The sequence below is a fragment of the Marimonas arenosa genome (genome assembly GCF_030848945.1).
In the GTDB taxonomy this organism is placed as follows: domain Bacteria; phylum Pseudomonadota; class Alphaproteobacteria; order Rhodobacterales; family Rhodobacteraceae; genus Marimonas; species Marimonas arenosa.
On sequence record NZ_JANHAX010000001.1, the window covers coordinates 252,498 to 276,441 of the forward strand.

Below are 23,944 nucleotides of genomic sequence, written 5' to 3' on the forward strand. Positions count from 1 at the left end.
CCGGACGGGATCATGGCAGTAGGCATTTTTGACAGCGGCCTTGGCGGGCTGACCGTTCTCGACGCGGTAACGAGGCGATTGCCCGATGTTCCGTTCGTCTATTTCGGTGATAACGCCCACGCGCCTTACGGTGTGCGCGACGCCGACGACGTCTATCAGCTCACCTGCAAGGCGGTTTCGCGATTGTGGGACGAGGGTTGCGACCTGGTGATCCTGGCCTGCAACACGGCCAGCGCCGCGGCGCTGCGGCGGATGCAGGAAAGCTGGCTGCCATCCGACAAGCGTGTCTTGGGCGTATTCGTGCCGCTGATCGAGGCGCTGACCGAGCGGCAATGGGGCGACAACTCGCCGCCGCGGGAAGTGGAAGTGAAACATGTGGCACTGTTCGCCACCCCGGCCACCGTGGCCAGCCGTGCTTTCCAGCGTGAACTGGCTTTCCGCGCCATCGGTGTCGATGTCGAGGCGCAGGCCTGCGGCGGGGTTGTCGATGCCATCGAAGACGGTGACATGATCCTGGCCGAGGCACTGGTGCGCAGCCATGTCGACGCGCTCAAGCGGAAGATGCCCGACCCCGAGGCCGCGATCCTTGGCTGCACCCATTACCCGTTGATGGATAAGGAGTTCCAGGATGCACTCGGAGCGCACGTGAAGGTGTTCAGCCAAGCCAATCTCGTGGCCGAGAGCCTCGCTGACTATCTTGAGCGGCATCCCAACATGCTCGGCAGTGGGACTGAAGCGAAATTCCTGACGACCGGCGACCCAAGGAAGGTTTCTGATCGCGCCACGCAATTCCTGCGACGACGAATCGAGTTCGAGGCGGCTTGAGCCGTCACATGATTTGCGTCACAACTTTCTATCAAGAGACACGAGAAAGGGTTCGTCATGACCCAAAAAATCGCCATTCTGGGCGCCTCTGGCTATACCGGCGCCGAACTCATACGGCTGATTGCGACCCATGGGGAGCTGGACATAGCCGCGCTCGGCGCGTTTTCCAAGGCCGGCCAGAGTCTGGCCCAGGTTTTCCCGCACCTACGTCACCTCGATCTGCCCGACATGGTCGGGTTCGACGAGATCGACTTCTCCGAGATCGATCTCTGCTTCTGCGCCCTGCCGCACAAAACCAGCCAGGAGGTAATCTCCGGCCTGCCGCGCGATCTGAAAATCGTTGATCTGTCGGCCGATTTCCGGCTGCGTGATCCGGCGGCCTACGAAAAATGGTACGGCAATCCCCATGCGGCGGTGGAGATGCAGAAAGAGGCCGTTTACGGGCTGACCGAGTTCTATCGTGAAGAGATCGCGGGCGCGCGGCTGGTGGCCGGAACCGGCTGTAACGCGGCCACCGGGCAATACATCCTGAGGCCGCTGATTTCGGCCGGCGTGATTGGGCTCGACGACATCATTCTCGATCTGAAATGCGGAGTCAGCGGGGCAGGGCGGTCCCTGAAAGAGAACCTATTGCACGCAGAACTTAGCGAAGGCTACAACGCCTATGCCGTGGGCGGCACCCACCGGCATCTGGGCGAGTTCGACCAGGAATTCAGCTTGTTGGCGGGACGTGAGGTCAAAATTCAGTTCACGCCGCACCTGATTCCCGCCAACCGCGGCATCCTGGCCACCGGCTATGTCAGCGGAGAGGCGGACGCGGTGCATGCGGCCTTGAGCACGGTCTACGTCGATGAGCCGTTCGTCGAGGTGCTGCCTTTCGGTGAAACGCCCAGCACGCACCACGTGCGGGGATCGAATTTCTGCCATATCGGTGTGACCGGAGATCGCATCGCGGGCCGGACCATCGTGGTCGCGGCGCTCGATAATCTGACAAAAGGTAGCAGCGGGCAGGCCTTGCAGAACGCCAACCTGATGCTAGGTCTGAAAGAGACGCAGGGGCTGATGCTCGCGCCCTGCTTCCCGTAAAGGAGGCGACGGATGAAGGGTTTGAAGAAGAAACGCCGGGTCCAGGTGATTTTGCTGGCCGCAGTGGCGCTGGCAGTGTCGACGGCGCTGATCGGTTACGGCATGCGTGATGGCATAAACTTCTTCCGCTCGCCCACACAGGTGGTTGAAACGCCGCCGGCCGCAACCGAAACCTTTCGCCTCGGCGGGCTGGTTGAAGAAGGCAGTCTGATCCGCGGACAGGGTGAGACTGTCACTTTCAACGTGACCGATGGCGGTGAGTCGGTGCGGGTGAGCTACACCGGCGTTCTGCCTGATCTCTTTGCCGAGAACCAAGGCATGATCGGCACCGGGAAGTATGTCAACGGCGTCTTTGAAGCCTCAGAAATCCTTGCCAAACATGACGAGACCTATATGCCGCGCGAGGTTGTAGACGCGCTGAAAGAACAAGGCGTTTATCAGGAACCGGGCGATAGCTAAGGTCCGCATTAACTAAATCGTCGCAGGCTTTTCCGAGGTGTTCAGGAAAGGCCCGTGGGATGCGATCTGTTCGTGACATTGCAAAAGAAATCGTTGCCCGCGAGGGTGGTTTCGTCAATGACCCTGACGATCCGGGCGGGGCGACGAAATACGGGGTAACCGTTCACACCATGCGCCGGCTGGGGCTCGATCTCGACCGCGACGGCGCGGTCGGCATACGTGATGTCCAGGCGCTGAGCCGCGCTCAGGCAGTCGACATTTTCGTTGACCATTATTTCTACCGTCCTCGCATCGATCGCTTACCTAAGGCGCTGCAAGCCTCGGTTTTCGACATGTATGTCAATGCCGGCGCCAACGCAGTGAAGATCCTTCAGCGGCTCCTGCGGCAGATGAGGTTCGAGGTCGCTGTAGACGGTGCGATCGGGCCGATCACGGAAGCCGCCGCGCTGGCAGCAGCGCGAGCCGCGCCAGATCACATTGCCGATGCTTATGGCATCGCCCGGCGAAACTACTATTTTCGACTTGCCGACCGCCGACCGGCCAGCCGAAAGTACGCCCGCAGTCGCTCTGGCGGCAAGGGGGGATGGATCCGCCGGGCAGAAGAGTTCATCTCGCCCGCCTATCATCTCAGCGATGCCGAGTTCCGGGAAAGGATTGCGACATGGGGCTGATCGAACGGCTATTGTCATTGGTCTTCGGCAACGGCGGCCATGCATTGCGACAAACCGCTGAAGTCTTCCGGGAAAACGCCGAAGCCGCCTCGGTTCGCGCGGCCGAGACACATGGTCGGTCCGTGCGCCAGTTCGGCGGCGAGTTTGCCCATCCAGAGCGGGGGCTGTTCGACAGGATCATGGACGGAATCAACCGCCTGCCGCGCCCGGCGCTGGCGCTGGGCACATTGGGGCTGTTCATCGCTGCGATGGTCGATCCGGTCTGGTTCGCCGCCCGTATGCAGGGCATTGCCTTGGTGCCCGAGCCGCTTTGGTGGCTCCTGGGCGCGATCGTCAGCTTCTATTTCGGGGCCCGGCACCAGGCCAAGGGGCAGGAGTTCCAGCGCCAAATCACCCGAACGCTGGCCACGGTACCGCAGGTGGTCAGCAATCTGCACGCGCTCGAGGCGCTCGAACGTGGCGCGCAGAGCCCGGCGCTGGCAGCGACGGGCAATGATGCGGCGTTGGAACAGAACAGCCTCACGCCCGAGACGAATCCGGCGCTTGATACCTGGACGCGCGGGGCCGATCAGGGCCGCTGAGCGCGACAATGTGATCGGCATAGCGTGTCGAATGGCATTGGACCCGGCCTCGTGGCGTCCTATAAGAAAGACATGATCGCAGAACTCGGACATTTCACGCTTATTCTCGCCTTCGTCATTGCCTGTCTCCAGTCGGTGATTCCTCTCGTCGGTGCACAGAAACGTTGGCCCGGCTGGATGGGCTTTGCCGAACCGGCGGCCAATGCGCAGTTCCTGCTGACGGCGACCGCCTTTGGCGCACTGATGTATGCCTTCGTCGTTTCGGATTTCTCACTCAGACTGGTCGTGGCCAACAGCCATTCGGCCAAGCCGATGCTCTACAAGGTCACCGGCGTGTGGGGGAATCACGAGGGTTCGATGCTGCTCTGGGTGTTGATTGTCACCCTGTTCGGCGCCATGGCGCAATGGTTCGGCGGCAACCTGCCGCCAACGCTGCGTGCCCGGATTCTGGCGGTGCAGGCCATGATCGGCGCCGCGTTCTTCGCCTTCATCCTCTTCACGTCGAACCCGTTCCTGCGCAGTCCCGTTCCGCCGTTTGACGGCAACGATCTCAACCCGCTGTTGCAGGATCCGGGCCTCGCCTTCCATCCGCCGTTCCTCTATCTCGGCTATGTCGGCCTTTCGATGGCTTTCTCTTTTGCCGTCGCCGCCCTCATCGAAGGCCGGGTCGATGCAGCCTGGGGTCGCTGGGTGCGGCCCTGGACGCTGGCGGCCTGGATGTTCTTGACCATAGGTATCGGGCTGGGGTCGTGGTGGGCCTATTATGAACTCGGCTGGGGCGGCTTCTGGTTCTGGGATCCGGTCGAAAATGCCTCGTTCATGCCTTGGCTCATCGCCGCGGCGCTTCTGCACTCCGCGATCGTGGTCGAGAAGCGTGAAGCGCTTAAAAGCTGGACCGTGCTGCTGGCGATCATCGCTTTCGGCTTCAGTCTGATCGGCGCCTTCATCACCCGCTCGGGCATCATCACTTCGGTGCATGCCTTCGCCACCGATCCTGAGCGCGGCGTCTTCCTGCTGCTGATCCTGGTTGTCTTTATCGGCGGAGCGCTGACGCTGTTTGCCGCTCGGGCCGGAGTGATGCAGGCCAAGGGGGTGTTCGGCGTCGTCAGCCGCGAATCCGCTCTGGTGGTTAACAATCTTCTTCTGGGCGTCTCGGCCTTTGTGGTTTTTGTCGGCACGATCTGGCCGCTGGTCTCAGAGATGTTCTTCGATCGCAAACTTTCGGTCGGCGCGCCGTTCTTCAACCAGGCCTTCACCCCGTTCGTGGTGGTGCTCGGCCTGCTGTTGCCGATCGGCGCCATGCTGCCTTGGAAACGGGCACGGCTGGCACGCGTGGTGCGCCTGCTGACGCCGGCGGCGGTGCTGGCGCTGGCGGTCGGTGCATTGTTTTGGGCAATTCAGGCCGAACGCACGGCGCTTGGCCCGATTGGGTTGATGATGGGGACCTGGCTCATCGCCGGCGCCGCCACCGATCTCTGGCAGCGCAGCGGTCGGGGCGGTGCACGGCTTGGGCGTTTGATGCGGCTGCCGCGAGCCGATTGGGGCAAGGCGGTGGCTCATGCCGGTCTGGGTGTGACAATTGCCGGTGTCGCCGGGCTGATGGCCTGGGAGGTCGAGGACATCCGGGTGGTCCAGGAGGGCGAAACCTTCGATATCGCCGGCTATTCGATCACTCTTGTTGGGGTCGAGCGGGTGCCGGGCCCGAACTACATATCGACCATGGCGGCGGTTGCTTTGGCGCGCAACGGGCGGGAGATTTCGACACTGCTACCGGAGAAACGTGTCTATCCGGTCGCGGGCCAGCCCACCACCGAAGCGGCCATCGACAACGGTTTCCTGCGCGACGTCTATGTCGTGATCGGTGACCCGCAGGACGGCGGTGGCTGGGCGATGCGGGTCTATTACAAGCCGCTGGCGAACTGGATTTGGGGCGGCACGATCCTGATGGCGTTTGGCGGGCTTCTGTCCCTGAGCGATCGGCGCTACCGCGTCGCGGCGGGGGCCCGGAGAACGCGCGCCCTAGGAGTGCCGGCGGAATGAAACGGCTGATCCTTCTCTTGATGCTTTGGGCCGTGCCGGTTGCGGCGGTGCAACCGGATGAAATCCTTGCCGACCCGGCCTTGGAAGACCGGGCTCGGGAAATTTCCAAGGGGCTGCGCTGTCTCGTCTGCCGCAACGAAAGCATCGACGACAGCAACGCCGATTTGGCGCGTGACCTGCGCCTGCTGGTGCGCGAGCGATTGACCGAAGGTGATAGCGACGAAGAGGTGGTGGATTTCGTTGTGGCCCGCTACGGCGAGTATGTTCTGCTGAAACCCACCGCCAGCGGCTCGAATAGGGTGCTCTATCTTGCCGGGCCGGTGATGCTTCTGATCGCCGGAATTGGCGGATTGCTCTACCTGCGGCGCCGCTCCCGGGCGCAGGCCCCGGCCGAAGCGGCGCTCAGCGCAGACGAGGCGCGACGGCTTGACGAAATCATGAAAGGGTGACGTCAGGTTTCGCTTCTGTCCGGCTACGGGTTTCGGTTAGCTCGGTCCGACGAGGAGGACCGCCATGGTTTACAAGACGATCGCCTACGATGTGACCGACGATATCTGCGTCATCACGCTCAACCGCCCAGACAAGATGAATGCGCTGACCACCGCGATGCGTTCGGAAATCTCCGATGCGGTGAGCCATGCCGAAAAGGACGGGGCTCGGGTGATCGTCCTGACCGGTTCGGGCGGGGCGTTCTGCTCGGGGCAGGATCTGGGTGACGCCAACATTGGCGGACTCGACCTGGAACGCGGACTGCGCGACGAATACAACCCGATGCTCAAGACGATCTACGACAGCCCGGTGCCCGTCATCGCAGCGGTCAACGGCCCGGCGGCCGGAGCCGGGGCCAATCTGGCGCTAGCTGCGGATGTGGTGATCGCCGCCGAGAGCGCTTATTTCATGCAGGCCTTCACCCGTATTGGCCTTATTCCGGATGCCGGCGGCACCTACTGGCTGCCGCGGACCATGGGGGCGGCCAAGGCGATGGGCGCGGCGCTATTTGCCGAGAAGATCACGGCGAAACAGGCCGATGAATGGGGGATGATCTGGGAGGCGGTCCCGGACGAAGACTTCGAAGCCCGCTGGCGGTCCCGCGCCGAGTACCTCGCCAAGGGGCCGACGCGGGCCTTCCAACTCACCAAGCGGGCAATCCGCGGCAGCTGGGACGAAACCATCGACGGGCAGTTGACGGCCGAGGCCAAACTTCAAGGGAAGGCGGGCAAAAGCCGCGATTTCATGGAGGGGGTCGTGGCCTTCCTGGAAAAACGCAAGGCGCATTTCGAAGGCCGTTGAGGTCAGCTTGTAACGACATCGCCCCGGGGTCACCCCGGGGCGTTCTTCGGATTTGAGTGCGGTTCAGCGGTCTTCGACATCCACATAGCTGCGCATGGTGGCGCCGAGATAGAGTTGACGCGGGCGCCCGATTTTATGGGCCGGATCCGAGAACTGTTCCTTCCACTGAGAAATCCAACCCACGGTGCGGCTGAGCGCGAAGATCGGGGTAAACATCGAGGTCGGGAAGCCCATCGCCTCGAGGATGATACCCGAGTAGAAGTCGACGTTCGGGAACAACTTCTTCTCAGCGAAATAGGGATCCTCCAGCGCCTGTTTCTCCAGTTCTTTGGCGACCTGGAGAACTGGATTGTTCTCGATCCCCAGCAGGTCGAGCACCTCGTCGGCGGACTGTTTCATCACCGTCGCGCGCGGGTCGAAGTTCTTGTAGACGCGATGGCCGAAGCCCATCAGGCGGAACGGGTCGTTCTTGTCCTTGGCACGGGCGATAAACTCGGGAATGCGGTCGACGGCGCCGATTTCCTTCAGCATTTCCAGACAGGCCTGGTTGGCACCACCATGGGCCGGGCCCCAGAGACAGGCGATGCCGGCGGCGACGCAAGCGAATGGGTTGGCGCCCGAGGACGAGGCCAGACGCACCGTCGAGGTCGAGGCATTCTGTTCGTGGTCGGCATGCAGCGTAAAGATTCGGTCCATCGCACGGGCGAGGATCGGGTCGACCACGAAATCCTCGGCAGGGACCGAGAAACACATGTGCAGGAAGTTCGCCGCATAGTCGAGATCGTTACGCGGATACACGAAAGGCTGGCCGATAGAGTATTTATACGCCATCGCGGCGATGGTTGGCATCTTTGCGATCATCCGATGCGAAGCGATTTCGCGCTGACGCGGGTCGGAAACGTCGGCACTGTCCGCATAAAAAGCCGACATCGCGCCGACAACGCCCACCATCGTGGCCATGGGATGCGCGTCGCGGCGGAAGCCACGGAAAAAGTTGTGCATCTGCTCGTGGATCATGGTGTGGCGGGTGATAGTGGTTTCGAACACTTCGAGTTCCTTGGCAGTGGGAAGCTCGCCATAAAGCAGAAGGTAGCAGACCTCGAGATAGTGTGATTTCGACGCCAGCTGATCGATCGGATAGCCGCGGTGCAACAATACGCCCTCGTCGCCATCGATGTAGGTGATGGTACTGTCGCATGACGCGGTCGAGGTGTAGCCAGGGTCGTAGGTGAAAACGCCGGCTTCGGCATAGAGCTTGCGGATATCGATCACCTCCGGCCCCACCGACGGCGACAGCATCGGCAATTCGTATTTCTTGCCGTCAATGGTCAGCGTCGCGGTTTTTGAGCTGTCAGTCATCGCGTTTCCTCCGTTCATGTTTTTGTTCGCCCGCGCCGCGCCTTCCGGAGTTAAACCGGACCTCAACGCAGGCTCATTCCTAGCCAGGCGTGCTTACCAGACAATGAACCCCGTCAAGCCCCAGCAGCGTCGGACAGGCGGGCCAGCGTTTCGTCGCGCCCGAGAACCAACATCATGTCAAACACGCTGGGCGTCACCGAACGCCCCGCCAAAGCGGCACGTAATGGCCCGGCAAGCTTGCCGAATTTGGTTTCTCGTTGCTCGGCGAACTGGTTCAGAACCTGTTCCAGATCGTCACGCGACCAGCTAGCATTTTGCAGATGCGGCGTCAATTCTTTCAGTATACCACGGGATGCAGCGTCAAGGGCCTTGGCGGCTTTCTCGTCCGGCCGGATTGGCCGGTCGGAAGTGATAAAGGCCGCTTTTTCAAGAAGTTCCGGGAGCGTTTTGGCTCGCTCCTTGAGGACCGGCATGGCCTTCTCGAACAATGGAATTTTCGTCTCTGGCAACGAAGGTTGGCCGGTGGCCGCGAGGAAGGCCCGAAGCTCTTGCAGCAGTGCAGCATCGTCGCTGGCCGCGATATGCTGGCCGCAGATGTTTTCCAGCTTCTTGAAATCGAAGCGGGCAGGTGCGCGGCCGATTCCATCAAGGTCGAACCAGGACTTCGCCTGCTCGTCCGTGAAGAACTCGTCATCACCATGGCTCCAACCCAGCCGCGCGAGGTAGTTGCGCATGCCTGCCGCGGGATAGCCCATGGCCTGGTATTCTTCGACCCCCAGGGCGCCGTGGCGCTTGCTGAGTTTCTTGCCGTCAGGACCATGAATCAGCGGGATATGTGCCCAGATCGGGACATCCCAACCCATCGCCTCGTAGACCAGTTGCTGGCGCGCGGCATTATTGAGATGGTCATCGCCCCGCATCACATGCGTTACGCCCATATCATGATCGTCGACCACCACCGCGAGCATGTAGACTGGGGTGCCGTCCGAGCGCAGCAGGACCATGTCGTCGAGTTGATCATTGCGGAAGGTGACATTGCCCTGCACCCTGTCGCGGATCACCGTGACACCGTCACGTGGCGCCTTGAGCCGGATCACAAAGGGCATATCCGGATGGCCGGCGGGATCGGCGTCGCGCCAGGGGCTGTGAAAAAGGGTTGACCGTTTCTCGGCCCGGGCCTCTTCGCGGAAGGCTTGAATTTCTTCCTGCGTCGCGAAACATTTGTAGGCATGGCCGCTCTCGAGCATTGCCCGGGCAACCTCTGCATGGCGGTCGGCGCGGGCGAACTGGCTGACCGCCTCGCCGTCGTGATCAAGCCCCAACCAGGCGAGCCCCTTGAGGATTGCCTCCGTCGCCTCGGGCGTCGAGCGGGTCCGATCCGTGTCTTCGATACGGAGCAGGAACTTGCCGCCGCGACCGCGGGCATAGAGCCAGTTGAAAAGTGCCGTGCGGGCGCCGCCGATATGCAGGTATCCGGTGGGTGAGGGCGCAAAACGGGTGACGATCGGCTGGGACATCAGGCGTTAATCTTTCGGTAACCATGAACGGGATAGATTTGCCGCCTGTCTAGCCATCCGGCTTGGGAAGGACAAGGGATGGGCGCTTTGGCGCGGGTCGAAATGGCGCTGCTGGCGCAAAGGGGGCATTTGTTTCCGTGGGTTCCGGTGGTTCTGGCTTGCGGCATCGGCCTATATTTCGGTCTCACCTTCGAACCCGGTCTCGCCACGCTGCCATATCTCGGCGCGGGCATGCTGTTTTTGATCGTACCGACGCTGCTCTGGCGCTCGGGGTTCGCGGTGCTGCTCTGGGTGCCGGTTCTATTCGGCGTCGGCTTTGCGCTCGCAATGGTGCGGGCACATCTGCACGACAACCCGGTGCTTGGGTGGCGTTACTACGGGCCGGTCGAGGGACGGGTGATCGGTATTGACCGCTCTGCCAGTGGAGCGCCGAGAGTGTTGCTCGACACCGTCGGTCTGGCGAAGGTGGCACCTGAGAGAACGCCAGCGCGGGTTCGCATAGCGCTGCACGGGGCAGGCGGCGCAACCCCCGAGGCCGGCGCGCGCGTGATGATCACGGCGCATCTGTCGCCGCCCGGCGGGCCGGTGGAGCCGGGCGGTTTCGATTTCCAGCGCCATGCCTGGTTTCTGAAACTCGGCGCGGTGGGCTATTCCCGTACGCCTCTGCTGATCGTGACGCCGGCGCGCCGGGGGCAGATTCTTCTACGGGCACGCATGGAATTGTCCCGCCGGGTTCAGGCGGGCCTGCCCGGCGAAGCAGGGGCCTTCGCCGCTGCCATCATGACCGGCGATCGCAGCGGTATCGCGCCGGCGACGCTGCAGGCACTGCGTACAACGAACTTGGCGCATCTGTTGGCGATCTCCGGCCTGCATATGGGGTTGCTGACCGGGTTCGTTTTTGCCGCGGTCCGGTTGCTCCTCAACCTCTGGCCCGCGCTCGGTCTGCGCCTGCCGGTCAAAAAGCTGGCCGCACTCCTCGCCCTTGGCGTTGGCGCGGGTTACCTTGCTCTGTCCGGCGGCAACGTGGCGACCGAGCGGGCCTTCGTCATGGTGGCGGTGGCGCTGTTCGCGGTCGTTGCCGATCGCCGGGTGATCTCTTTGCGCTCGGTCGCGCTGGCCGCAACGCTGGTGCTACTGCTCTGGCCCGAGGCGCTGCTGGGCCCCGGGTTCCAGATGTCCTTTGCTGCCACGACAGCGCTCGTGGCTGTCTTCCGCTGGCTGCGTGAGGCCGAGATTGGCCTTGGCCCGGCCTGGGCGAAGCCGTTGCTGGCAACGGCGATTTCCTCGGCGGTTGCGGGTCTGGCCACGGCCCCGATTGCAGCGGCGCATTTCAACCAATTCGCGCATTTCGGGCTGATAGCCAACCTGGCGTCGGTACCGTTGATGGGGTTGCTGGTCATGCCGGCCGCCCTTTTTGCCGCGCTTCTAATGCCGTTCGGGTTTGAAGCGCCAGCATTGTGGTTGGCCGGATGCGGGCTCGATTGGATCCTCGGAGTGGCGCATCGCGTTGCTGCGCTGGAGGGCGTTCGCGGCGCGGTGCCCAGTCCCGACTGGCCGGTGTTGCCGATGATGGCGATGGGTTTCGTGATACTGGTTCTGTGGCGGGGGCGGGCGCGATTCGTCGGCCTCATGCCTGTCGCCGTGGCGGTGGTGATCTGGTTAAAGACTGAACGGCCGGAGGTGCTGATCGCCGACAATGGCGGGTTGGTTGGCGTGCTGGACAGCAGGGGCCGGGCATTGAGCCGGCCCCGCGGTGGCGGTTTCATCGCGGCCAACTGGTTGGAAAACGATGGTGACCCGGTCAGCCAGTCCGACGCGGCCGCCCGCTGGCCCGGGGCGGGCGAGACCTGGACAATTCACCATGTCACCGGCAAGCGGGCGCTGGAGGGGTTGGACTGTTCGAAAGGCGAAATCGTCGTCACCAACCAGAGCCTGGCGGACGCACAACGTGCGCAACTGCCATGCTTGGTCTATGACGCTCGGTTTCTCCGCCGTGAGGGTGCGCTGGCACTCCATCGTACAGAGACCGATGCCGTGAAAGTCGTTTCCGCCCGCGCGGTCACCGGCGAGCGGCTTTGGAACCGGCGGCGTGCGGGACAGGAACAGGATCAGTAGGTGCGGATCAGACCGACCAGCTTGCCCTGCACCTTGACTTTGTCGTCGGGAAAGACACGGGTTTCGTAGGCCGGGTTGGCGGCTTCGAGCGCGATTGCATTGCCTTTTCGCAGATAGCGCTTGAGCGTTGCCTCGTGATCCTCGACCAAGGCAACGACGATGTCGCCGTTGTCAGCCACCGATGTCTCGCGAATGATCACCACGTCGCCGTCATTGATCCCGGCGTCGATCATCGAATCGCCTTTGACCTCGAGTGCGTAATGCTCGCCGTTGCCGGAAAGCATCGAACTGGGCACCGCGACATTGTGCGAGGCATGGCTGATTGCCTCGATCGGGACGCCGGCGGCGATGCGGCCCATCACCGGAAGCTCGAGTGCCGCTGCTTCGACCGCGATGGCGTTGGCCGGCGGCGCGCTGTCGGGCCGGTCGCCTTCGATGACCCGTGGTGTGAAGCCCGACGGCTCACCGCCAAGCGACTCTGGCAGTTTCACGATCTCGATGGCGCGGGCACGATGTGCCAAACGGCGGATGAAACCGCGTTCTTCCAGTGCGGTGATCAACCGGTGGATGCCGGATTTCGAACGCAGATCCAGGGCCTCTTTCATCTCGTCGAACGACGGCGGTACGCCGTCACGCTGAAGCCGCTTGTGAATGAACTGCAGAAGATCGAGTTGTTTGCGGGTAAGCATGTCTCTGCCTCCGTCATGGCATTTCTTTGTGTTTGTTCTATGCATGTTCTCGTTTTGTGTCAATCAAAACAAGAACAAAACGGGGGCGATCTGGCTAAAGCGGGATATAGTCGATCTCGGCCCCGGTCGGCATGGCCTCGGCTCGCGGCGGTGAGATAGCCAGCGCATTGGCGCGCGACAGCAAACTCAGCAGCGAACTGTCCTGCCGGTCGAACACGGTGATCTTGCCTTGGTCAACGATGGCGCGTTGATAGTGCTCCCGCGGGCCATTGGCGCCCAACGGCCTGGTGAGCCGGGCCTTGAGTGCCGGGCGGCGAGAGGCCCCGAGACCAAGCATGGCATGGATCATCGGGGCCAGGAAGATGTGGCCGCAAACCATGGCCGAGACCGGGTTTCCTGGCAGGCCGACCATAACCGCGTTGCCCATGCGTCCGGCCATAAGCGGTTTACCCGGGCGCATTGCGATCTTGTAGAAGGCGCGCTCCATGCCCATGGCTGCGGCGACGTCCCCCACCAGGTCGTGATCGCCGACCGAGGCACCGCCGATGGTGACGATCAGGTCGGCGCCCTGCGCTAGCCAAAAGGTCGTCTCGAGGCTTTCACGGTTGTCGCGGGCAATTGGAAGCAGCCGCGGCTCGGCACCGAGCCGGGTCAGCAGAGCGTGCAGCCCGAAGGTGTTCGAGGCGATGATCTGGTCTCGCCGCGGGCGCTCACCCGGCATGACCAGTTCGTCCCCGGTCGAAATCAGCGCGACTGTCGGACGACGAGTGACCGGCACTTCGGCGACGTTCATCGCCGCCAGAAGTGCGACGTCCTCGGGGCTCAGGCGACGGGGGCCGGCAATCGCGTCGCCGGACCGGAAATCAGTACCGAGCGGGCGAATATTGTCACCCTGGTCCTGCGGCGCCACGATGGTGATCAGGTCACCGCGGCGCTCGACGTCTTCCTGGATTACCACGTGGCTGGCACCCTCGGGCACCGGCGCGCCGGTGAAGATACGCACCGCCTGGCCGGCCTTGACGGCTCCGTCGAACCCGTGACCCGCGGCGCTTTCCCCGATTACCTTGAACTGGGCGTGCAGGCCGGCCTCGGTGGCTTTGACGGCATATCCGTCCATGGCCGAGGCGGCGAACGGAGGCTGATCGCGCCGCGCCGCGACATCGGCGGCCAGCACCCGCCCTGCGGCCGAGATCAGCGGTACGGTTTCGTTGCCGAGCGGCGAAACCAGGGCGAAAAGACGCGCCAGCGCCTCGTCAACCGATATCATGTCGCCTCGTAACGGCCGGATTTGCCGCCATCCTTCAGGACGACCCGGATGTCTGAGATGACCATGCCCTTGTCGGCGGCTTTGACCATGTCATAGACCGTTAACGCCGCGGTCGAGACCGCGGTCAGCGCCTCCATCTCGACACCGGTCTGGCCGGTGGTTTTGACCGTGGCTTCGATCTGAACGCCAGGCAGGTCCGAGTCGAGTGTCAACTCCACCGACACCTTGGTGATCGCCAGCGGATGGCAGAGCGGGATGAGATCGGGCGTTTTCTTCGCCCCCATTATCCCGGCCAGCCGCGCCACCGACAGCACATCGCCCTTCTTGGCGCGTCCTTCCGAGATCAGCGCATACGTCTCGGGCGCAATCGTCACCTGACCCCTGGCTACTGCGACACGATCGGTCACCGCCTTGTCGGAAACATCGACCATATGGGCATCGCCCTTGGCGTCGAAATGGCTGAGATCGGCCATGGTCAAAGGCCCCCTTCAGATCTCAACGGATTGGCCAGCAGCGCCTCGGTCGCCGCGGCAACGTCGTCCTGTCGCATCAGGCTTTCGCCGATCAGGAAACAACGCGCGCCATAGCGCGCCATGTCGGCCAGGTCGGCCGGGCTGGACAGGCCGCTTTCACAGACGATCATACGGTCGGCCGGCACCAGTTTGCTCAGGCGCCGTGTGGTGTCGAGCGTGGTCTCAAACGTCTTGAGATTGCGGTTGTTGATTCCAATCATCCGGCTGTTCAGACGCGCGGCGCGCTCCAACTCGGCCTCGTCATGGACCTCTAGGAGCGCGTCCATGCCCCAGCTTGTCGCCGCATCTTCCAGTTCCTCGGCCTGATCGTCGGTGACGCTGGCCAGGATGATCAGGATGCAGTCGGCGCCAAGCGCGCGGGATTCGGCCACCTGGTAGGGATCGTACATGAAATCCTTGCGCAGCGCCGGCAGAGAACAGGCCTCGCGCGCCTGGCTCAGGAACTCTTTCGCGCCCTGAAAACTGGGCGTGTCAGTCAGGACACTGAGACAGGTGGCGCCGCCCTCCGCATAGGCTTTGGCCAGTTCGGGCGGGTCGAAATCTGCCCGGATCAGGCCCTTGGACGGGCTCGCTTTCTTGATCTCGGCGATCAGCCCATAACCTGCTCGCGACGCTTCGAACAGCGCCTCGGCAAAGGGGCGCACCGGTGATGCCTCCCGCGCCTCGGCTTCGATCTCTTCCAACGGCTTGGCGGCCTTGTCAGCAGCGATCTCGTCCAGCTTGTAGGCTTTTATGCGGTCGAGGACGGTTTCCGTCATGCGGCCTCCGATGTTGATTGTGCGAGGCAGTCGATCTTGGCACGGGCGGCGCCCGAGTCGATGCTCTCACGGGCCATCTCGACGCCTTCGCGCAGCTCGCTGGCCTTGCCGGCAATGGTCAGTGCGGCAGCGGCATTGAGCAGTACCGCGTCGCGATAGGCCGAAGGTTCTCCCTGGAGCAGGGCCTTGAAGGCTCGGGCATTGTATTCAGGTGTGCCGCCGAGGATGTCCGCGAACGGATGAACCGGCAGACCGAAATCCTCGGGATGCAACTCGGCCTCGCGGATCGAGCCGTCTTCCTCAAGCGACGCCACCCACGTGACGCCGGTGATGGTCATCTCGTCAGTTCCGTCCGAGCCGTGTACCAGCCAGGCATGGTCACTGCCGAGCTGGCCCAGGGTCTCGGCCATCGGGCGGATCAGGTCGCGGCTGAACGCGCCGGTCAACTGGCGCTTGACGCCAGCCGGGTTGGTCAGCGGCCCGAGAATGTTGAAGATCGTGCGGGTGCCAAGCTCGGCCCGGGTCGGCCCGACATGCGCCATCGCCGGGTGGTGCATCGGCGCCATCATGAAGGCGATGCCGCAGCTTTTGAGCGCGTTTTCAACAACTTTCGGCCCGACCATGACCTTGATCCCCATTTCGGTCAGGGCATCCGCCGCGCCCGACTTCGAGCTCAGGTTGCGGTTGCCATGTTTGGCCACCGGTACGCCGGCACCGGCCACCACGAAGGCCGTCGCGGTCGAGATGTTGAGTGTGCCCTTGCCGTCGCCGCCAGTGCCGACGATGTCGATTGCTTCGGTCGGGGCGGCAACCTTGTGGCATTTCGACCGCATCACCGCCGCTGCGGCGGCATATTCCTCGACCGTTTCGCCGCGGGTCCGGAGCGCCATCAGTAAGCCGCCGATCTGGCTTGGCGTAGCTTCGCCTTCGAACAGGATGGTGAAGGCAGTTTCAGCCTCGTCGCGGCTCAGCGGTCGATCGGCGGCGGCGCCGATCAGGGGTTTCAGCGTGTCGCTCATGCCGGCACCTTCATTTCGTCGAGAAAATTCTTCAGCATCTCATGGCCATGTTCCGAGGCGATGGATTCCGGGTGGAACTGTACCCCGTGGATCGGCAGGTCGCGGTGCTGCAGCCCCATGATAGTGCCGTCCTCCAGTTCTGCCGTGACCTCGAGGCAGTCAGGCAGGCTGTCACGCTCAACCACCAGCGAGTGATACCGTGTGGCCTTGAACGGGCTGGGCAACCCCTTGAAGATGCCTTTACCAGTGTGGCGGATCTCGCCGACCTTGCCGTGCACGATCTCGTGGCAGCGCACCACCTTGCCGCCAAAGGCCTGGCCGATGGTCTGGTGTCCCAGGCACACTCCCATCAGCGGCGTGCGCGTCTTGGCTGCAGCCGTCGTCAGTGCCAGACAGATACCGGCCTGATCAGGGTCGCAGGGCCCCGGGCTCAGCAGGATAGCCGCCGGTTTGAGCGCCATGGCTTGCTGGACGTCGAGTGCGTCGTTGCGTTTCACCACCACATCGACGCCCAGTTCGCCCAGGTAATGCACCAAATTATAGGTGAAACTGTCGTAATTATCGATCAGCAGCAGCATCTTGCCCACTTTCGCACGTTAAAGGGCTGGAGGCCCGGCCCTTGGTCGCGGTATACATGTTCAGGCTTGTTGCGCACCGTCAAGGGGGCGCACTGTCCCGACGGGCAGGAAAAATGAGGTAGACGCAGTGGCTAGGGGATTTCTGAGCGGCGCGGTGCTAGGGCTGACGGTTTCCGTCGTAGCCGCGGTGGGGCTGTCATTGCTGACCGGCGGTCCGGTCATGCAAGATGCCCCGCCTGAGGCGACCGCGCTCGATGTTCCGGCGGGCACGGAATTCCGCCAGTCGCGTGATGATCGCGCGACCAGCTTGCCGGCCAGCGAACCGGTGAGCGCTCCGGTTGAAGTGTCGAAAGTCAGGGCACCGGCTCCGGACACGCTTGCGCATCTGGAAGATGCCGATACCGTGCCGCCGCAGCCTCCCGCAACGGGCGCAGTGCAGGAGGCGCCTAGCGCACCCGCAGCCGAGAGCCTTCCGTCGGCGTCGACGGACATTCCGCTACTTTCTGACAGTCCGGTTCAGCCAGGTACCATTGCCGTCGCGCCACAACCGCCGACGGAAGAACCGGCGCCTTTGGTTTCGACCGAACCCGCTGAGCCGACGCCACCTGCCACAGAGGCCACGCAGACCGCCCAGCAGACCGAACCTGCAAGCGAGCCGCCACTCGATTCGGCGGCACAGGCGATGTCGGGAAAATCCGCCGATACCGATTCCGTGGGAAAGGCACAGCCCGAACCTGTGACAGAGCCGGAGCCCGAGACTGAAATCGCTGCCCCTGTGCCTGAGGTACAGAGCGTTGCCCCGGCAGAGTTGGCCGCGCCGGATATTCCGGACAGCGACAGCGTCGCGATGGCGGGCAGCGGGGCGGCGGATACGCCGAAACCGTCGGATATGGCGGGACAGGCTGTCAGCCGTGCCGAACCGGGATCCGCTCCTGACGTGGCGACGGCCCCTGCGGTACCGACACGACCGGCACAGGCCGAAACTGACCCCAAAACAGAGACGGCGGCACCGGCACCCGCCGCTGTCGCGCAAGCGGATTCCGGCGAGACCGCGACGGTTGTCAGCCGAACCACAGAACAGCCTGCCAAACCCGAGTCCGCGGCCCGGCAAACCGGGCCTGTGGTGACCGGCGCGGCCACGGACGCACAGGCGGAAACGGCGCCCGAGCCGTCCTCGGAGACAGCCATTCGTGTCGGCAAGCCGGCGTCGGGGTTCAAGAACCTTGGCACTGGGGTGCAGACCGGGCGGCTGCCTTCGGTTGGGAGCGGCGAAGAGCAAGGTGGCCGGCTACCGTTGCTGGGCGCCTCACGCGAGGCGCAGGCCGCCGCTGCGGACGACGGCGCCTCGTCGGCGCCCGACACCAGTGCCCTGCCGCCCGTCAAGCGCTTCGCTGCCGACTTCCAAGGTGTCGACGGAAAGCCGAAAATGGCAATCGTTCTTATCGATCAGGGGCCGGGCCCGGTTGGCATCGAAGCGCTGTCGAGCTTTCCCTATCCGCTGAGTTTCGCCATCGACACCAGCCGAGAAGATGCCGCTGAACGAATGGCAATCTTCCGCACGGCGGGGTTCGAGGTTCTGGCGATGGTAGCATTGCCGCAAGGGGCGTCGCCGACGGACGTCGAGGTGGCGATGCCGGTGCTGATGGGCAAGGTGCCCGAAGCGGTTGGCGTTATGGAGGCCCCGGGCGACGGAATTCAGTTTGACCGAAAGGTCAGCGACCAGGTCGCACAGATTCTAGCCGCCAGCGGTCATGGGTTGTTGTTGTATCCCAAGGGGCTGAACACGGCCCAGAAACTCGCGGCCAAGAACGGCGTACCGTCTTCGGTGATCTTCCGCGACATCGATGGACAGGACCAGAGGGCCGGTGCGATCAGACGGTTTCTCAGCTATGGCGCGCTCAATGCGGGCAACGAGGGCGGGGTCGTCCTGGTCGGTCGGTTGCAGCCGGACACGGTGACGGCACTGCTTCTGTGGGGCCTCGAAGATCGCGCGGGGCAGGTCGCGTTGGCTCCTGTGAGTCAGCTTTTGGACGCGCGATAGCTTCTTCAGCCCAGGTCCAACGCCAAGACGGTCGTCGGCACGAAAACGTAGAGGCATTTCGGCGAACCGAGTTAGGTCAACAACGGATCTGGGTCGATGCCAGTGGCAGGTGTCCGGACAAGAGCCAGCGATCGCAGGCGCACGGGTTTGGTGTCACTCCCGAAACTTGCGGAAACTGAGCCGACCAGTGATGCCTGAGCGGAAATCGGAAGAATTGGCCGGCACGGTCAGGTCCTGATTACGCAGCCGGAAGGTGGCGGTCATGAACACCCGCCAGTAGCGAACCGCGCGGGGTCCGAAGAGGCATTGCAGAACGAATCCCGATGAAAGCCGCCCATCAATCACGCCGCGAATCAAGGGGGCAGAACTCAGCTCCATCGCGCGAAAGACGTCGGCACAGAAAGCAGAGCCGCGGTCGTCGGAAAAGTATGGACCGTCGAGGAAGACGAAATCGTAGTCCGCCGGCGGAATGTTCCCGTGGATGTAACCGCGGAACATACCGACCTCGTAGAGTTCACGCGGGCCGTGGATGATCGCCGCTGTGTCGCGGTATTTTTCGGGCAGCTTGGCGGCAGCGATGTCATACCATTCCCGGACGCTTTCCATCGAAGTTACCCGGCCCGTATAAGCAGGATCCGCGTCGCGAAGTTTCTGCACCGCGGCAGACAGCACGAGGGTCGAAGCCCCGGTGCCGCATTCGAGAACCTCGGAGGGCTTGTAGGTCAGGATGCCATGAACGGCCCACCAGAGCGTTGCCCACTGCGTGCCGGTGGTATCGGATTGCTGCGCGTAGTCGGCAAGTTCCGAGTGAATGCCGGGCAGGGCTTTTTTCAAACGTGCGCGGCACCAGCGGTTGTAGAGCCGGTTGAGGACTTTGCGGGTCATGGTCGGGGTTCTCTGGTTGCGGTAAGGGCTGGGGCCGAGACCGGCGCATAGCGCAGGGTCGTGAAGCTGTCAAACCGGCAGGGGGTCAGGATCGGGGGGCGGGCAGGGCACGCCAGTCTCCGGGAAAGAGACCGTCGAGGCGCCATTCGCCGATTCGTGTCCGGATCAGCCGCAGGGTCGGGTGCCCGATGGCAGCGGTCATCCGGCGGACCTGTCGGTTGCGCCCTTCGGTGATGGTGAGCTCGAGCCAGCAGTCCGGCACCGACTTGCGGAACCGGACCGGCGGCGTACGCGGCCAGAGCCAGGCGGGCTCGGGCACGCGGCGAACCTGTGCCGGGCGGGTCGGGCCGTCCTTGAGGGTCACACCGCGGCGGAGCTTGTCGAGTGCATCGTCGGTGGGCAGACCTTCGACCTGCACGAGATAGGTTTTGGGCAGCTTGAAGCGCGGGTTGGAGATGCGGGCTTGCAGCCGCCCGTCGTCGGTGAGCAGCAAGAGTCCCTCGCTGTCCCGGTCGAGCCGTCCGGCGGGATAGACGTCTTTCTCGGTGATGTAATCCGAAAGCGTGGCGCGGGGACTGTCGGTGTTGCTCTTGTCGGTGAACTGCGACAGCACGGCATAGGGTTTGTTGAACAGGATAAGCCGGGTCATCGGTGCCGGGGTGGCGTGTTCGGGCCCCGTCCCGAAGGCGCAAGACGCAGCTGAATGGCTTCACCATCCCCTTGCGTGTTTTCGGAAAGATGACGCCGCAGAAGGTGCCGCGGCAAGGCGACGGGGTGGTGCGCCGGCTTGGCCGGTTCAACCATTGCCGTTGCCTGTGAACCGCGCGGCATCGGCGGCGGCGCGGCGGATGGCGTTGGACTTGTGTACCGTCTCCTGGTACTCGGCCTCGGGGTCGCTGTCATAAACGACGCCGCCGCCGGCCTGGATGTAGAGGTTTTCGTCCTTCACCACCGCCGTGCGCAGGGCGATGCAGACATCCATGTCGCCGCCTGCGCTAAAATAGCCGACACCACCACCGTAGATGCCGCGTTTCTCCGGTTCGAGTTCGTCGATGATTTCCATGGCGCGCACTTTGGGCGCGCCCGAGACGGTGCCGGCGGGCAGACCGGCCAACAACGCCGACAGCGCGTCGTGCTCGGGTGCCAGTTCACCTACCACGTTCGAGACGATATGCATGACGTGGCTGTAGCGTTCGATAATGAACTTTTCGGTCGGCCGCACGCTGCCGATCTTCGCCACCCGGCCGACATCGTTGCGGCCAAGGTCCAGCAGCATCAGGTGCTCGGCCAGTTCCTTATCGTCCGATAGCAGATCCCGCTCCAGGATGCGGTCCTCCTCCGGCGTGTGGCCGCGTGGTCGGGTGCCGGCGATCGGGCGGATTGTGATCTCGTTGCCGAAGACCCGGACCAGGATCTCAGGCGAGGCCCCCACGACCTGGAATCCGCCGAAATTGAAGTAGAACATGAAGGGAGAGGGGTTGGTGCGCCGCAGTGAACGATAGAGCGCAAATGGTGGCTGGCGGAAGACCTGTGTCCAACGCTGGCTGGGGACGACCTGGAAAATGTCACCGGCGCGGATGTAATCCTTGGCAGTTTCGACGGCCTGCATGTAGGCCTCTTTGGTAAAGTTCGACACCGGCGGGGCATCTTCGTGTGCCTCGCCAAGGTCGCGGCTGGCCTGCGGCAACCCGCGGTCGAGATCGCGAACTGCGTCCATCACGCGTTCGGCGGCCTGTGCATAAGCCGCCTTGGCCGATTGACCGTCGCTGACCCAGGCCGGCGAGCACACGCTGACCTCGCCCTTTACGCCGTCGAGTACCGCCACAACGGTCGGACGCAGGAGCGTGGCATCGGGCAAGCCCAGCGGGTCGGGCGGCACGTCGGGCAGGCGCTCGACCAGGCGGATCATGTCGTAGCCGAGATAGCCGAATAGCCCTGCGGCGGCGGCGGGCAAGTCGGCGGGTAAGTCGATCTTGGATTCCGCCAGCAGCTTCCGAAGGTTATCGAGAGGCTGGCCCTGTTGGTCCTCGAAATCACTGGCGTCGAACCGAGCGTGGCGATTCAGCCGGCTTGTTTCGCCATGACACTGCCAGATCAGGTCGGGCTTCATGCCGATGATCGAATAGCGTCCGCGCACCTCGCCGCCAGTGACGGATTCGAGCATGAAGGCATCGCGGGTGGCGCCGGTGAGCTTGAGCATCAGCGACACCGGCGTGTCGAGATCAGCCGCGAGCCGGGTATGAACCAGCTGGTTCTCTCCGGCCTCGTACGCAGCGGCGAATTCCTCGTAGGTGGGGGTTAGCTCCATGATGCGGCTCAGAGGTTGGCGTTCACGGCATTGATCGCCTGCTGGTTGAGTTCGAGGCCGGTCCGGGTCTGCACATCGTTGATGAAATACTGGAACAGATCCTGTGACTGGGCCGAGGCCGCCTGTTCGACCAGCGCGGCACCGAGCGCGCTGACATCCTGGTCGTTGGTGTCGGGCGGGTTGACCGCATCGAGCCGCACGATCAACGCGCCATCGGGAATTGGCAGCACCTGTGCCTCGCCCGGCTGCATTTCGAATACGGCCTGCAGGAATTGCGGCGTGGTCCCGGGAACAAAACTGCCACGGGTGATGTCGCGCTCTTCGGTGACAGTAAGGCCGAGCGCGGCCAGGTCGGCCTCAGGCGTGATCTGCGGCAACAGCGCCTCGGCCCGGGCAGTCAGGCGCTCGCTGAGGTTCTGTGCGCGCCAGGCGTCTTCCGCAGCGTCGCGTACCGCGTCCAGCGGTTGCAACTCGGGCGCAACCACTGCATCAAGGCGCATCGCCACGATACCGCCGTCATCGAGCGCGAAAATCTCCGGAAAATCCTCAATGGTGACGCGTCCAGCCTCTTGCTGGAAGGCGGCATAGCCCGCGGCGGCGTCCGAGGCATCGGGGGTCCAATCGACCTGTTCCAGCCGCACTTCCGTTTCCTGTGCCACCTCTTCCAGCGTCGCGCCGCCAGCCAGCAAGTCGTCGATGCCGTCGCGCATGTCGTCGATCATGCGCCGAGCGCGGTCGCCGGCAAGCTCTTCGCGCAGGTCATCGCGAGCGTCTTCGAAGCTGGTCGTGCGCGCGGCGAGCACGCCATTCACGCGAAACAGGGCAGGCCCCAGGTCCGAGGGAAACGGCCCGACCACGTCGCCGGTCTCGGCACCGAACACGGCCCCACCGGCTTCGCCGAGATCCGATTCACGAACATCGCCGAGATCGATGTCGCTAAGCTCCAACCCCCGTTCGGCGACGATATCTTCAAGCGTCTTGTCGCCCGACTCGATGGCGACCTTGGCATTCTCGGCCGCGGTATCGTCCGCAAAGGCGAGCCGTTCGACGAGACGGCGTTCCGGCTGATTGAATTCCTCGGCGCGTGCCTCGTACAGTTCCTTCAACGCGGCTTCGTCGACGTCGACCTGGTCGAGGATCATCTCGGGGGTCAGCCAGGCATAGGTGATGCGCTTGCGTTCCGGCAGGGTGAACAGGTCGGCGTTCTCAGCGTGAAAAGCGGTCAGCTCGTCTTCATCGGGTGCCGTCATCGGCGCGGCCAGGTCGGCCTCGGTCAGCTTGGCCCAGGTGAAATCACGGCGCTCCGCGAGGAAGGCGACCATGATGTCGGCATAGGTCTGGGAAGACGGCACTCCGGACAGCACGGCAGCCTGCAACAGCCCGCGGGCGAGTTCGCCGCGCAATTCGTTTTCAAAGTCGGATTCGGACTGGCCGGAGCGGTCGAGATAGAAGGTATAGGCCTCGCGATCAAAGCCGCCGTCGAGCCCTTGGAAGGCCTGGATCTGCAGCAACTGATCGCGCAGGTTTTCGTCACCCACCGATACACCGAGCGCCGCGGCTTCGGCATCGAGCGCCTTGAAAGCGATCAGCTTGGCCAACGCCAGTTGGTCTATGCCCATTTCGCGCGCCCGGTCGAAGGGCAGAGGCTGGCCGATCTGGGCCTCGATCGCGCGCATTTCGTCCTGCACGGCGCGAACATAGCGCGACACGGTGATCTCTTGGTCGCCCACCGTTCCAATCGAGCGTAGGTTTCCGGAGAAATTCGTCACACCGAAGCCGCCAAGCCCGAAGATCAAAAGCGCCATGAGCACCCAGACGACGGTTTTCTTTGTGCTGCCTGCTGCCATTGCGGGACCCTTTCCTGCCGGTCTTTGCGCCGCGTGCCGTTGCGGTCGAAATGATGCATATTGCTTTGCCTCGAGA

The 23,944-nt window shown here is 63.4% G+C and carries 22 protein-coding genes; 10 read left to right on the top strand and 12 right to left on the bottom strand.

Going from position 1 to position 23,944, the window contains the following annotated elements; all coding sequences use genetic code 11:
- The first annotated feature begins 12 nt into the window (after window positions 1–12).
- The 8 genes from murI (at window position 13) to NO357_RS01310 (ending at window position 6,952) form a co-directional block, all read left to right on the top strand.
- Window positions 13–825 carry a glutamate racemase gene (murI, locus tag NO357_RS01275; RefSeq protein WP_306733795.1) on the top strand — a complete coding sequence of 271 codons (813 nt, stop codon included), beginning with the start codon at window positions 13–15 and terminating at the stop codon, window positions 823–825.
- 57 nt (window positions 826–882) lie between these two features.
- Entirely contained in the window at window positions 883–1,911 is a 1,029-nt protein-coding gene (gene argC, locus NO357_RS01280) for an N-acetyl-gamma-glutamyl-phosphate reductase (protein WP_306733796.1), read from the top strand.
- A 12-nt stretch (window positions 1,912–1,923) separates the two neighbouring features.
- Window positions 1,924–2,370, top strand: a complete 447-nt coding sequence (gene ccmE / locus NO357_RS01285; protein WP_306733797.1) for a cytochrome c maturation protein CcmE — start codon at window positions 1,924–1,926, stop codon at window positions 2,368–2,370.
- A gap of 59 nt (window positions 2,371–2,429) precedes the next feature.
- Window positions 2,430–3,041, top strand: a complete 612-nt coding sequence (locus NO357_RS01290; protein WP_306733798.1) for a holin-associated N-acetylmuramidase — start codon at window positions 2,430–2,432, stop codon at window positions 3,039–3,041.
- Window positions 3,032–3,622, top strand: coding sequence for a holin family protein (locus NO357_RS01295; RefSeq protein ID WP_306733799.1), 591 nt, complete (start codon window positions 3,032–3,034; stop codon window positions 3,620–3,622). Before NO357_RS01290 ends, NO357_RS01295 begins: the two co-directional genes overlap by 10 nt.
- A gap of 72 nt (window positions 3,623–3,694) precedes the next feature.
- Window positions 3,695–5,662: a heme lyase CcmF/NrfE family subunit gene (locus NO357_RS01300; protein WP_306733800.1), complete on the top strand. Its 1,968-nt coding sequence runs from the start codon at window positions 3,695–3,697 to the stop codon at window positions 5,660–5,662.
- On the top strand, window positions 5,659–6,111 hold the full coding sequence (locus tag NO357_RS01305; RefSeq protein ID WP_306733801.1) for a cytochrome c-type biogenesis protein: 453 nt from the start codon (window positions 5,659–5,661) through the stop codon (window positions 6,109–6,111). Before NO357_RS01300 ends, NO357_RS01305 begins: the two co-directional genes overlap by 4 nt.
- A gap of 64 nt (window positions 6,112–6,175) precedes the next feature.
- Window positions 6,176–6,952, top strand: coding sequence for an enoyl-CoA hydratase-related protein (locus NO357_RS01310; protein ID WP_306733802.1), 777 nt, complete (start codon window positions 6,176–6,178; stop codon window positions 6,950–6,952).
- Window positions 6,953–7,015: 63 nt separating this feature from the next.
- Here the strand turns inward: NO357_RS01310 and gltA are convergent, their stop codons facing one another.
- Complete coding sequence (gene gltA / locus NO357_RS01315) at window positions 7,016–8,311, bottom strand: citrate synthase (RefSeq protein ID WP_306733803.1); 1,296 nt, start codon at window positions 8,309–8,311, stop codon at window positions 7,016–7,018.
- Between the two features lie 113 nt (window positions 8,312–8,424).
- A complete protein-coding gene (gltX, locus tag NO357_RS01320; RefSeq protein ID WP_306733804.1) occupies window positions 8,425–9,828 on the bottom strand; it encodes a glutamate--tRNA ligase in 1,404 nt (467 codons plus the stop codon).
- A 78-nt stretch (window positions 9,829–9,906) separates the two neighbouring features.
- On the opposite strand from gltX, the gene NO357_RS01325 reads away from it, so the two are divergent.
- Window positions 9,907–11,943 carry a ComEC/Rec2 family competence protein gene (locus NO357_RS01325; RefSeq protein WP_306733805.1) on the top strand — a complete coding sequence of 679 codons (2,037 nt, stop codon included), beginning with the start codon at window positions 9,907–9,909 and terminating at the stop codon, window positions 11,941–11,943.
- On the opposite strand, the gene lexA is transcribed toward NO357_RS01325, so the two are convergent.
- From lexA to NO357_RS01355, 6 genes are all read right to left on the bottom strand, one after another.
- Window positions 11,937–12,632 (bottom strand): transcriptional repressor LexA, encoded by a 696-nt coding sequence (lexA, locus tag NO357_RS01330; protein WP_306733806.1) that lies wholly within the window; start codon window positions 12,630–12,632, stop codon window positions 11,937–11,939. The two genes, NO357_RS01325 and lexA, sit on opposite strands and share 7 nt — an antisense overlap.
- Window positions 12,633–12,726: 94 nt before the next feature.
- Window positions 12,727–13,899, bottom strand: coding sequence for a molybdopterin molybdotransferase MoeA (locus NO357_RS01335; RefSeq protein WP_306733807.1), 1,173 nt, complete (start codon window positions 13,897–13,899; stop codon window positions 12,727–12,729).
- Window positions 13,896–14,372, bottom strand: a complete 477-nt coding sequence (gene moaC, locus NO357_RS01340; RefSeq protein WP_306733808.1) for a cyclic pyranopterin monophosphate synthase MoaC — start codon at window positions 14,370–14,372, stop codon at window positions 13,896–13,898. Before moaC ends, NO357_RS01335 begins: the two co-directional genes overlap by 4 nt.
- A gap of 2 nt (window positions 14,373–14,374) precedes the next feature.
- Entirely contained in the window at window positions 14,375–15,190 is an 816-nt protein-coding gene (gene trpC, locus NO357_RS01345; RefSeq protein WP_306733809.1) for an indole-3-glycerol phosphate synthase TrpC, read from the bottom strand.
- Window positions 15,187–16,209 carry an anthranilate phosphoribosyltransferase gene (trpD, locus tag NO357_RS01350; RefSeq protein WP_306733810.1) on the bottom strand — a complete coding sequence of 341 codons (1,023 nt, stop codon included), beginning with the start codon at window positions 16,207–16,209 and terminating at the stop codon, window positions 15,187–15,189. Before trpD ends, trpC begins: the two co-directional genes overlap by 4 nt.
- Complete coding sequence (locus NO357_RS01355; protein WP_306733811.1) at window positions 16,206–16,787, bottom strand: anthranilate synthase component II; 582 nt, start codon at window positions 16,785–16,787, stop codon at window positions 16,206–16,208. Before NO357_RS01355 ends, trpD begins: the two co-directional genes overlap by 4 nt.
- Window positions 16,788–16,914: 127 nt before the next feature.
- Between NO357_RS01355 and NO357_RS01360 the strand changes: the two genes are divergently transcribed.
- On the top strand, window positions 16,915–18,828 hold the full coding sequence (locus tag NO357_RS01360; protein WP_306733812.1) for a divergent polysaccharide deacetylase family protein: 1,914 nt from the start codon (window positions 16,915–16,917) through the stop codon (window positions 18,826–18,828).
- Between the two features lie 153 nt (window positions 18,829–18,981).
- Here NO357_RS01360 and NO357_RS01365 read toward each other — a convergent pair whose 3' ends face one another.
- From NO357_RS01365 to NO357_RS01380, 4 genes are all read right to left on the bottom strand, one after another.
- On the bottom strand, window positions 18,982–19,713 hold the full coding sequence (locus tag NO357_RS01365) for an O-methyltransferase (protein ID WP_306733813.1): 732 nt from the start codon (window positions 19,711–19,713) through the stop codon (window positions 18,982–18,984).
- Window positions 19,714–19,798: 85 nt separating this feature from the next.
- A complete protein-coding gene (locus NO357_RS01370) occupies window positions 19,799–20,362 on the bottom strand; it encodes an rRNA large subunit pseudouridine synthase E (RefSeq protein ID WP_306733814.1) in 564 nt (187 codons plus the stop codon).
- Between the two features lie 147 nt (window positions 20,363–20,509).
- Window positions 20,510–22,021 carry an anthranilate synthase component I gene (gene trpE, locus NO357_RS01375; RefSeq protein WP_306733815.1) on the bottom strand — a complete coding sequence of 504 codons (1,512 nt, stop codon included), beginning with the start codon at window positions 22,019–22,021 and terminating at the stop codon, window positions 20,510–20,512.
- Between the two features lie 8 nt (window positions 22,022–22,029).
- Window positions 22,030–23,868, bottom strand: a complete 1,839-nt coding sequence (locus NO357_RS01380) for a peptidylprolyl isomerase (protein ID WP_306733816.1) — start codon at window positions 23,866–23,868, stop codon at window positions 22,030–22,032.
- Window positions 23,869–23,944: the final 76 nt, after the last annotated feature.

Excerpts from the sequence above, each read along its gene's own strand:
- NO357_RS01380 (WP_306733816.1), bottom strand. The coding sequence starts at position 23,868 with ATGGCAGCAGGCAGCACAAAGAAAACCGTCGTCTGGGTGCTCATGGCG.
- murI (WP_306733795.1), top strand. The coding sequence starts at position 13 with ATGGCAGTAGGCATTTTTGACAGCGGCCTTGGCGGGCTGACCGTTCTC.
- NO357_RS01365 (WP_306733813.1), bottom strand. The coding sequence starts at position 19,713 with ATGACCCGCAAAGTCCTCAACCGGCTCTACAACCGCTGGTGCCGCGCA.
- NO357_RS01295 (WP_306733799.1), top strand. The coding sequence starts at position 3,032 with ATGGGGCTGATCGAACGGCTATTGTCATTGGTCTTCGGCAACGGCGGC.
- NO357_RS01290 (WP_306733798.1), top strand. The coding sequence starts at position 2,430 with ATGCGATCTGTTCGTGACATTGCAAAAGAAATCGTTGCCCGCGAGGGT.
- trpC (WP_306733809.1), bottom strand. The coding sequence starts at position 15,190 with ATGACGGAAACCGTCCTCGACCGCATAAAAGCCTACAAGCTGGACGAG.
- NO357_RS01305 (WP_306733801.1), top strand. The coding sequence starts at position 5,659 with ATGAAACGGCTGATCCTTCTCTTGATGCTTTGGGCCGTGCCGGTTGCG.
- gltX (WP_306733804.1), bottom strand. The coding sequence starts at position 9,828 with ATGTCCCAGCCGATCGTCACCCGTTTTGCGCCCTCACCCACCGGATAC.
- argC (WP_306733796.1), top strand. The coding sequence starts at position 883 with ATGACCCAAAAAATCGCCATTCTGGGCGCCTCTGGCTATACCGGCGCC.
- lexA (WP_306733806.1), bottom strand. The coding sequence starts at position 12,632 with ATGCTTACCCGCAAACAACTCGATCTTCTGCAGTTCATTCACAAGCGG.
- NO357_RS01335 (WP_306733807.1), bottom strand. The coding sequence starts at position 13,899 with ATGATATCGGTTGACGAGGCGCTGGCGCGTCTTTTCGCCCTGGTTTCG.
- NO357_RS01370 (WP_306733814.1), bottom strand. The coding sequence starts at position 20,362 with ATGACCCGGCTTATCCTGTTCAACAAACCCTATGCCGTGCTGTCGCAG.
- NO357_RS01355 (WP_306733811.1), bottom strand. The coding sequence starts at position 16,787 with ATGCTGCTGCTGATCGATAATTACGACAGTTTCACCTATAATTTGGTG.
- NO357_RS01310 (WP_306733802.1), top strand. The coding sequence starts at position 6,176 with ATGGTTTACAAGACGATCGCCTACGATGTGACCGACGATATCTGCGTC.
- ccmE (WP_306733797.1), top strand. The coding sequence starts at position 1,924 with ATGAAGGGTTTGAAGAAGAAACGCCGGGTCCAGGTGATTTTGCTGGCC.
- moaC (WP_306733808.1), bottom strand. The coding sequence starts at position 14,372 with ATGGCCGATCTCAGCCATTTCGACGCCAAGGGCGATGCCCATATGGTC.
- gltA (WP_306733803.1), bottom strand. The coding sequence starts at position 8,311 with ATGACTGACAGCTCAAAAACCGCGACGCTGACCATTGACGGCAAGAAA.
- trpE (WP_306733815.1), bottom strand. The coding sequence starts at position 22,021 with ATGGAGCTAACCCCCACCTACGAGGAATTCGCCGCTGCGTACGAGGCC.
- trpD (WP_306733810.1), bottom strand. The coding sequence starts at position 16,209 with ATGAGCGACACGCTGAAACCCCTGATCGGCGCCGCCGCCGATCGACCG.
- NO357_RS01300 (WP_306733800.1), top strand. The coding sequence starts at position 3,695 with ATGATCGCAGAACTCGGACATTTCACGCTTATTCTCGCCTTCGTCATT.
- NO357_RS01325 (WP_306733805.1), top strand. The coding sequence starts at position 9,907 with ATGGGCGCTTTGGCGCGGGTCGAAATGGCGCTGCTGGCGCAAAGGGGG.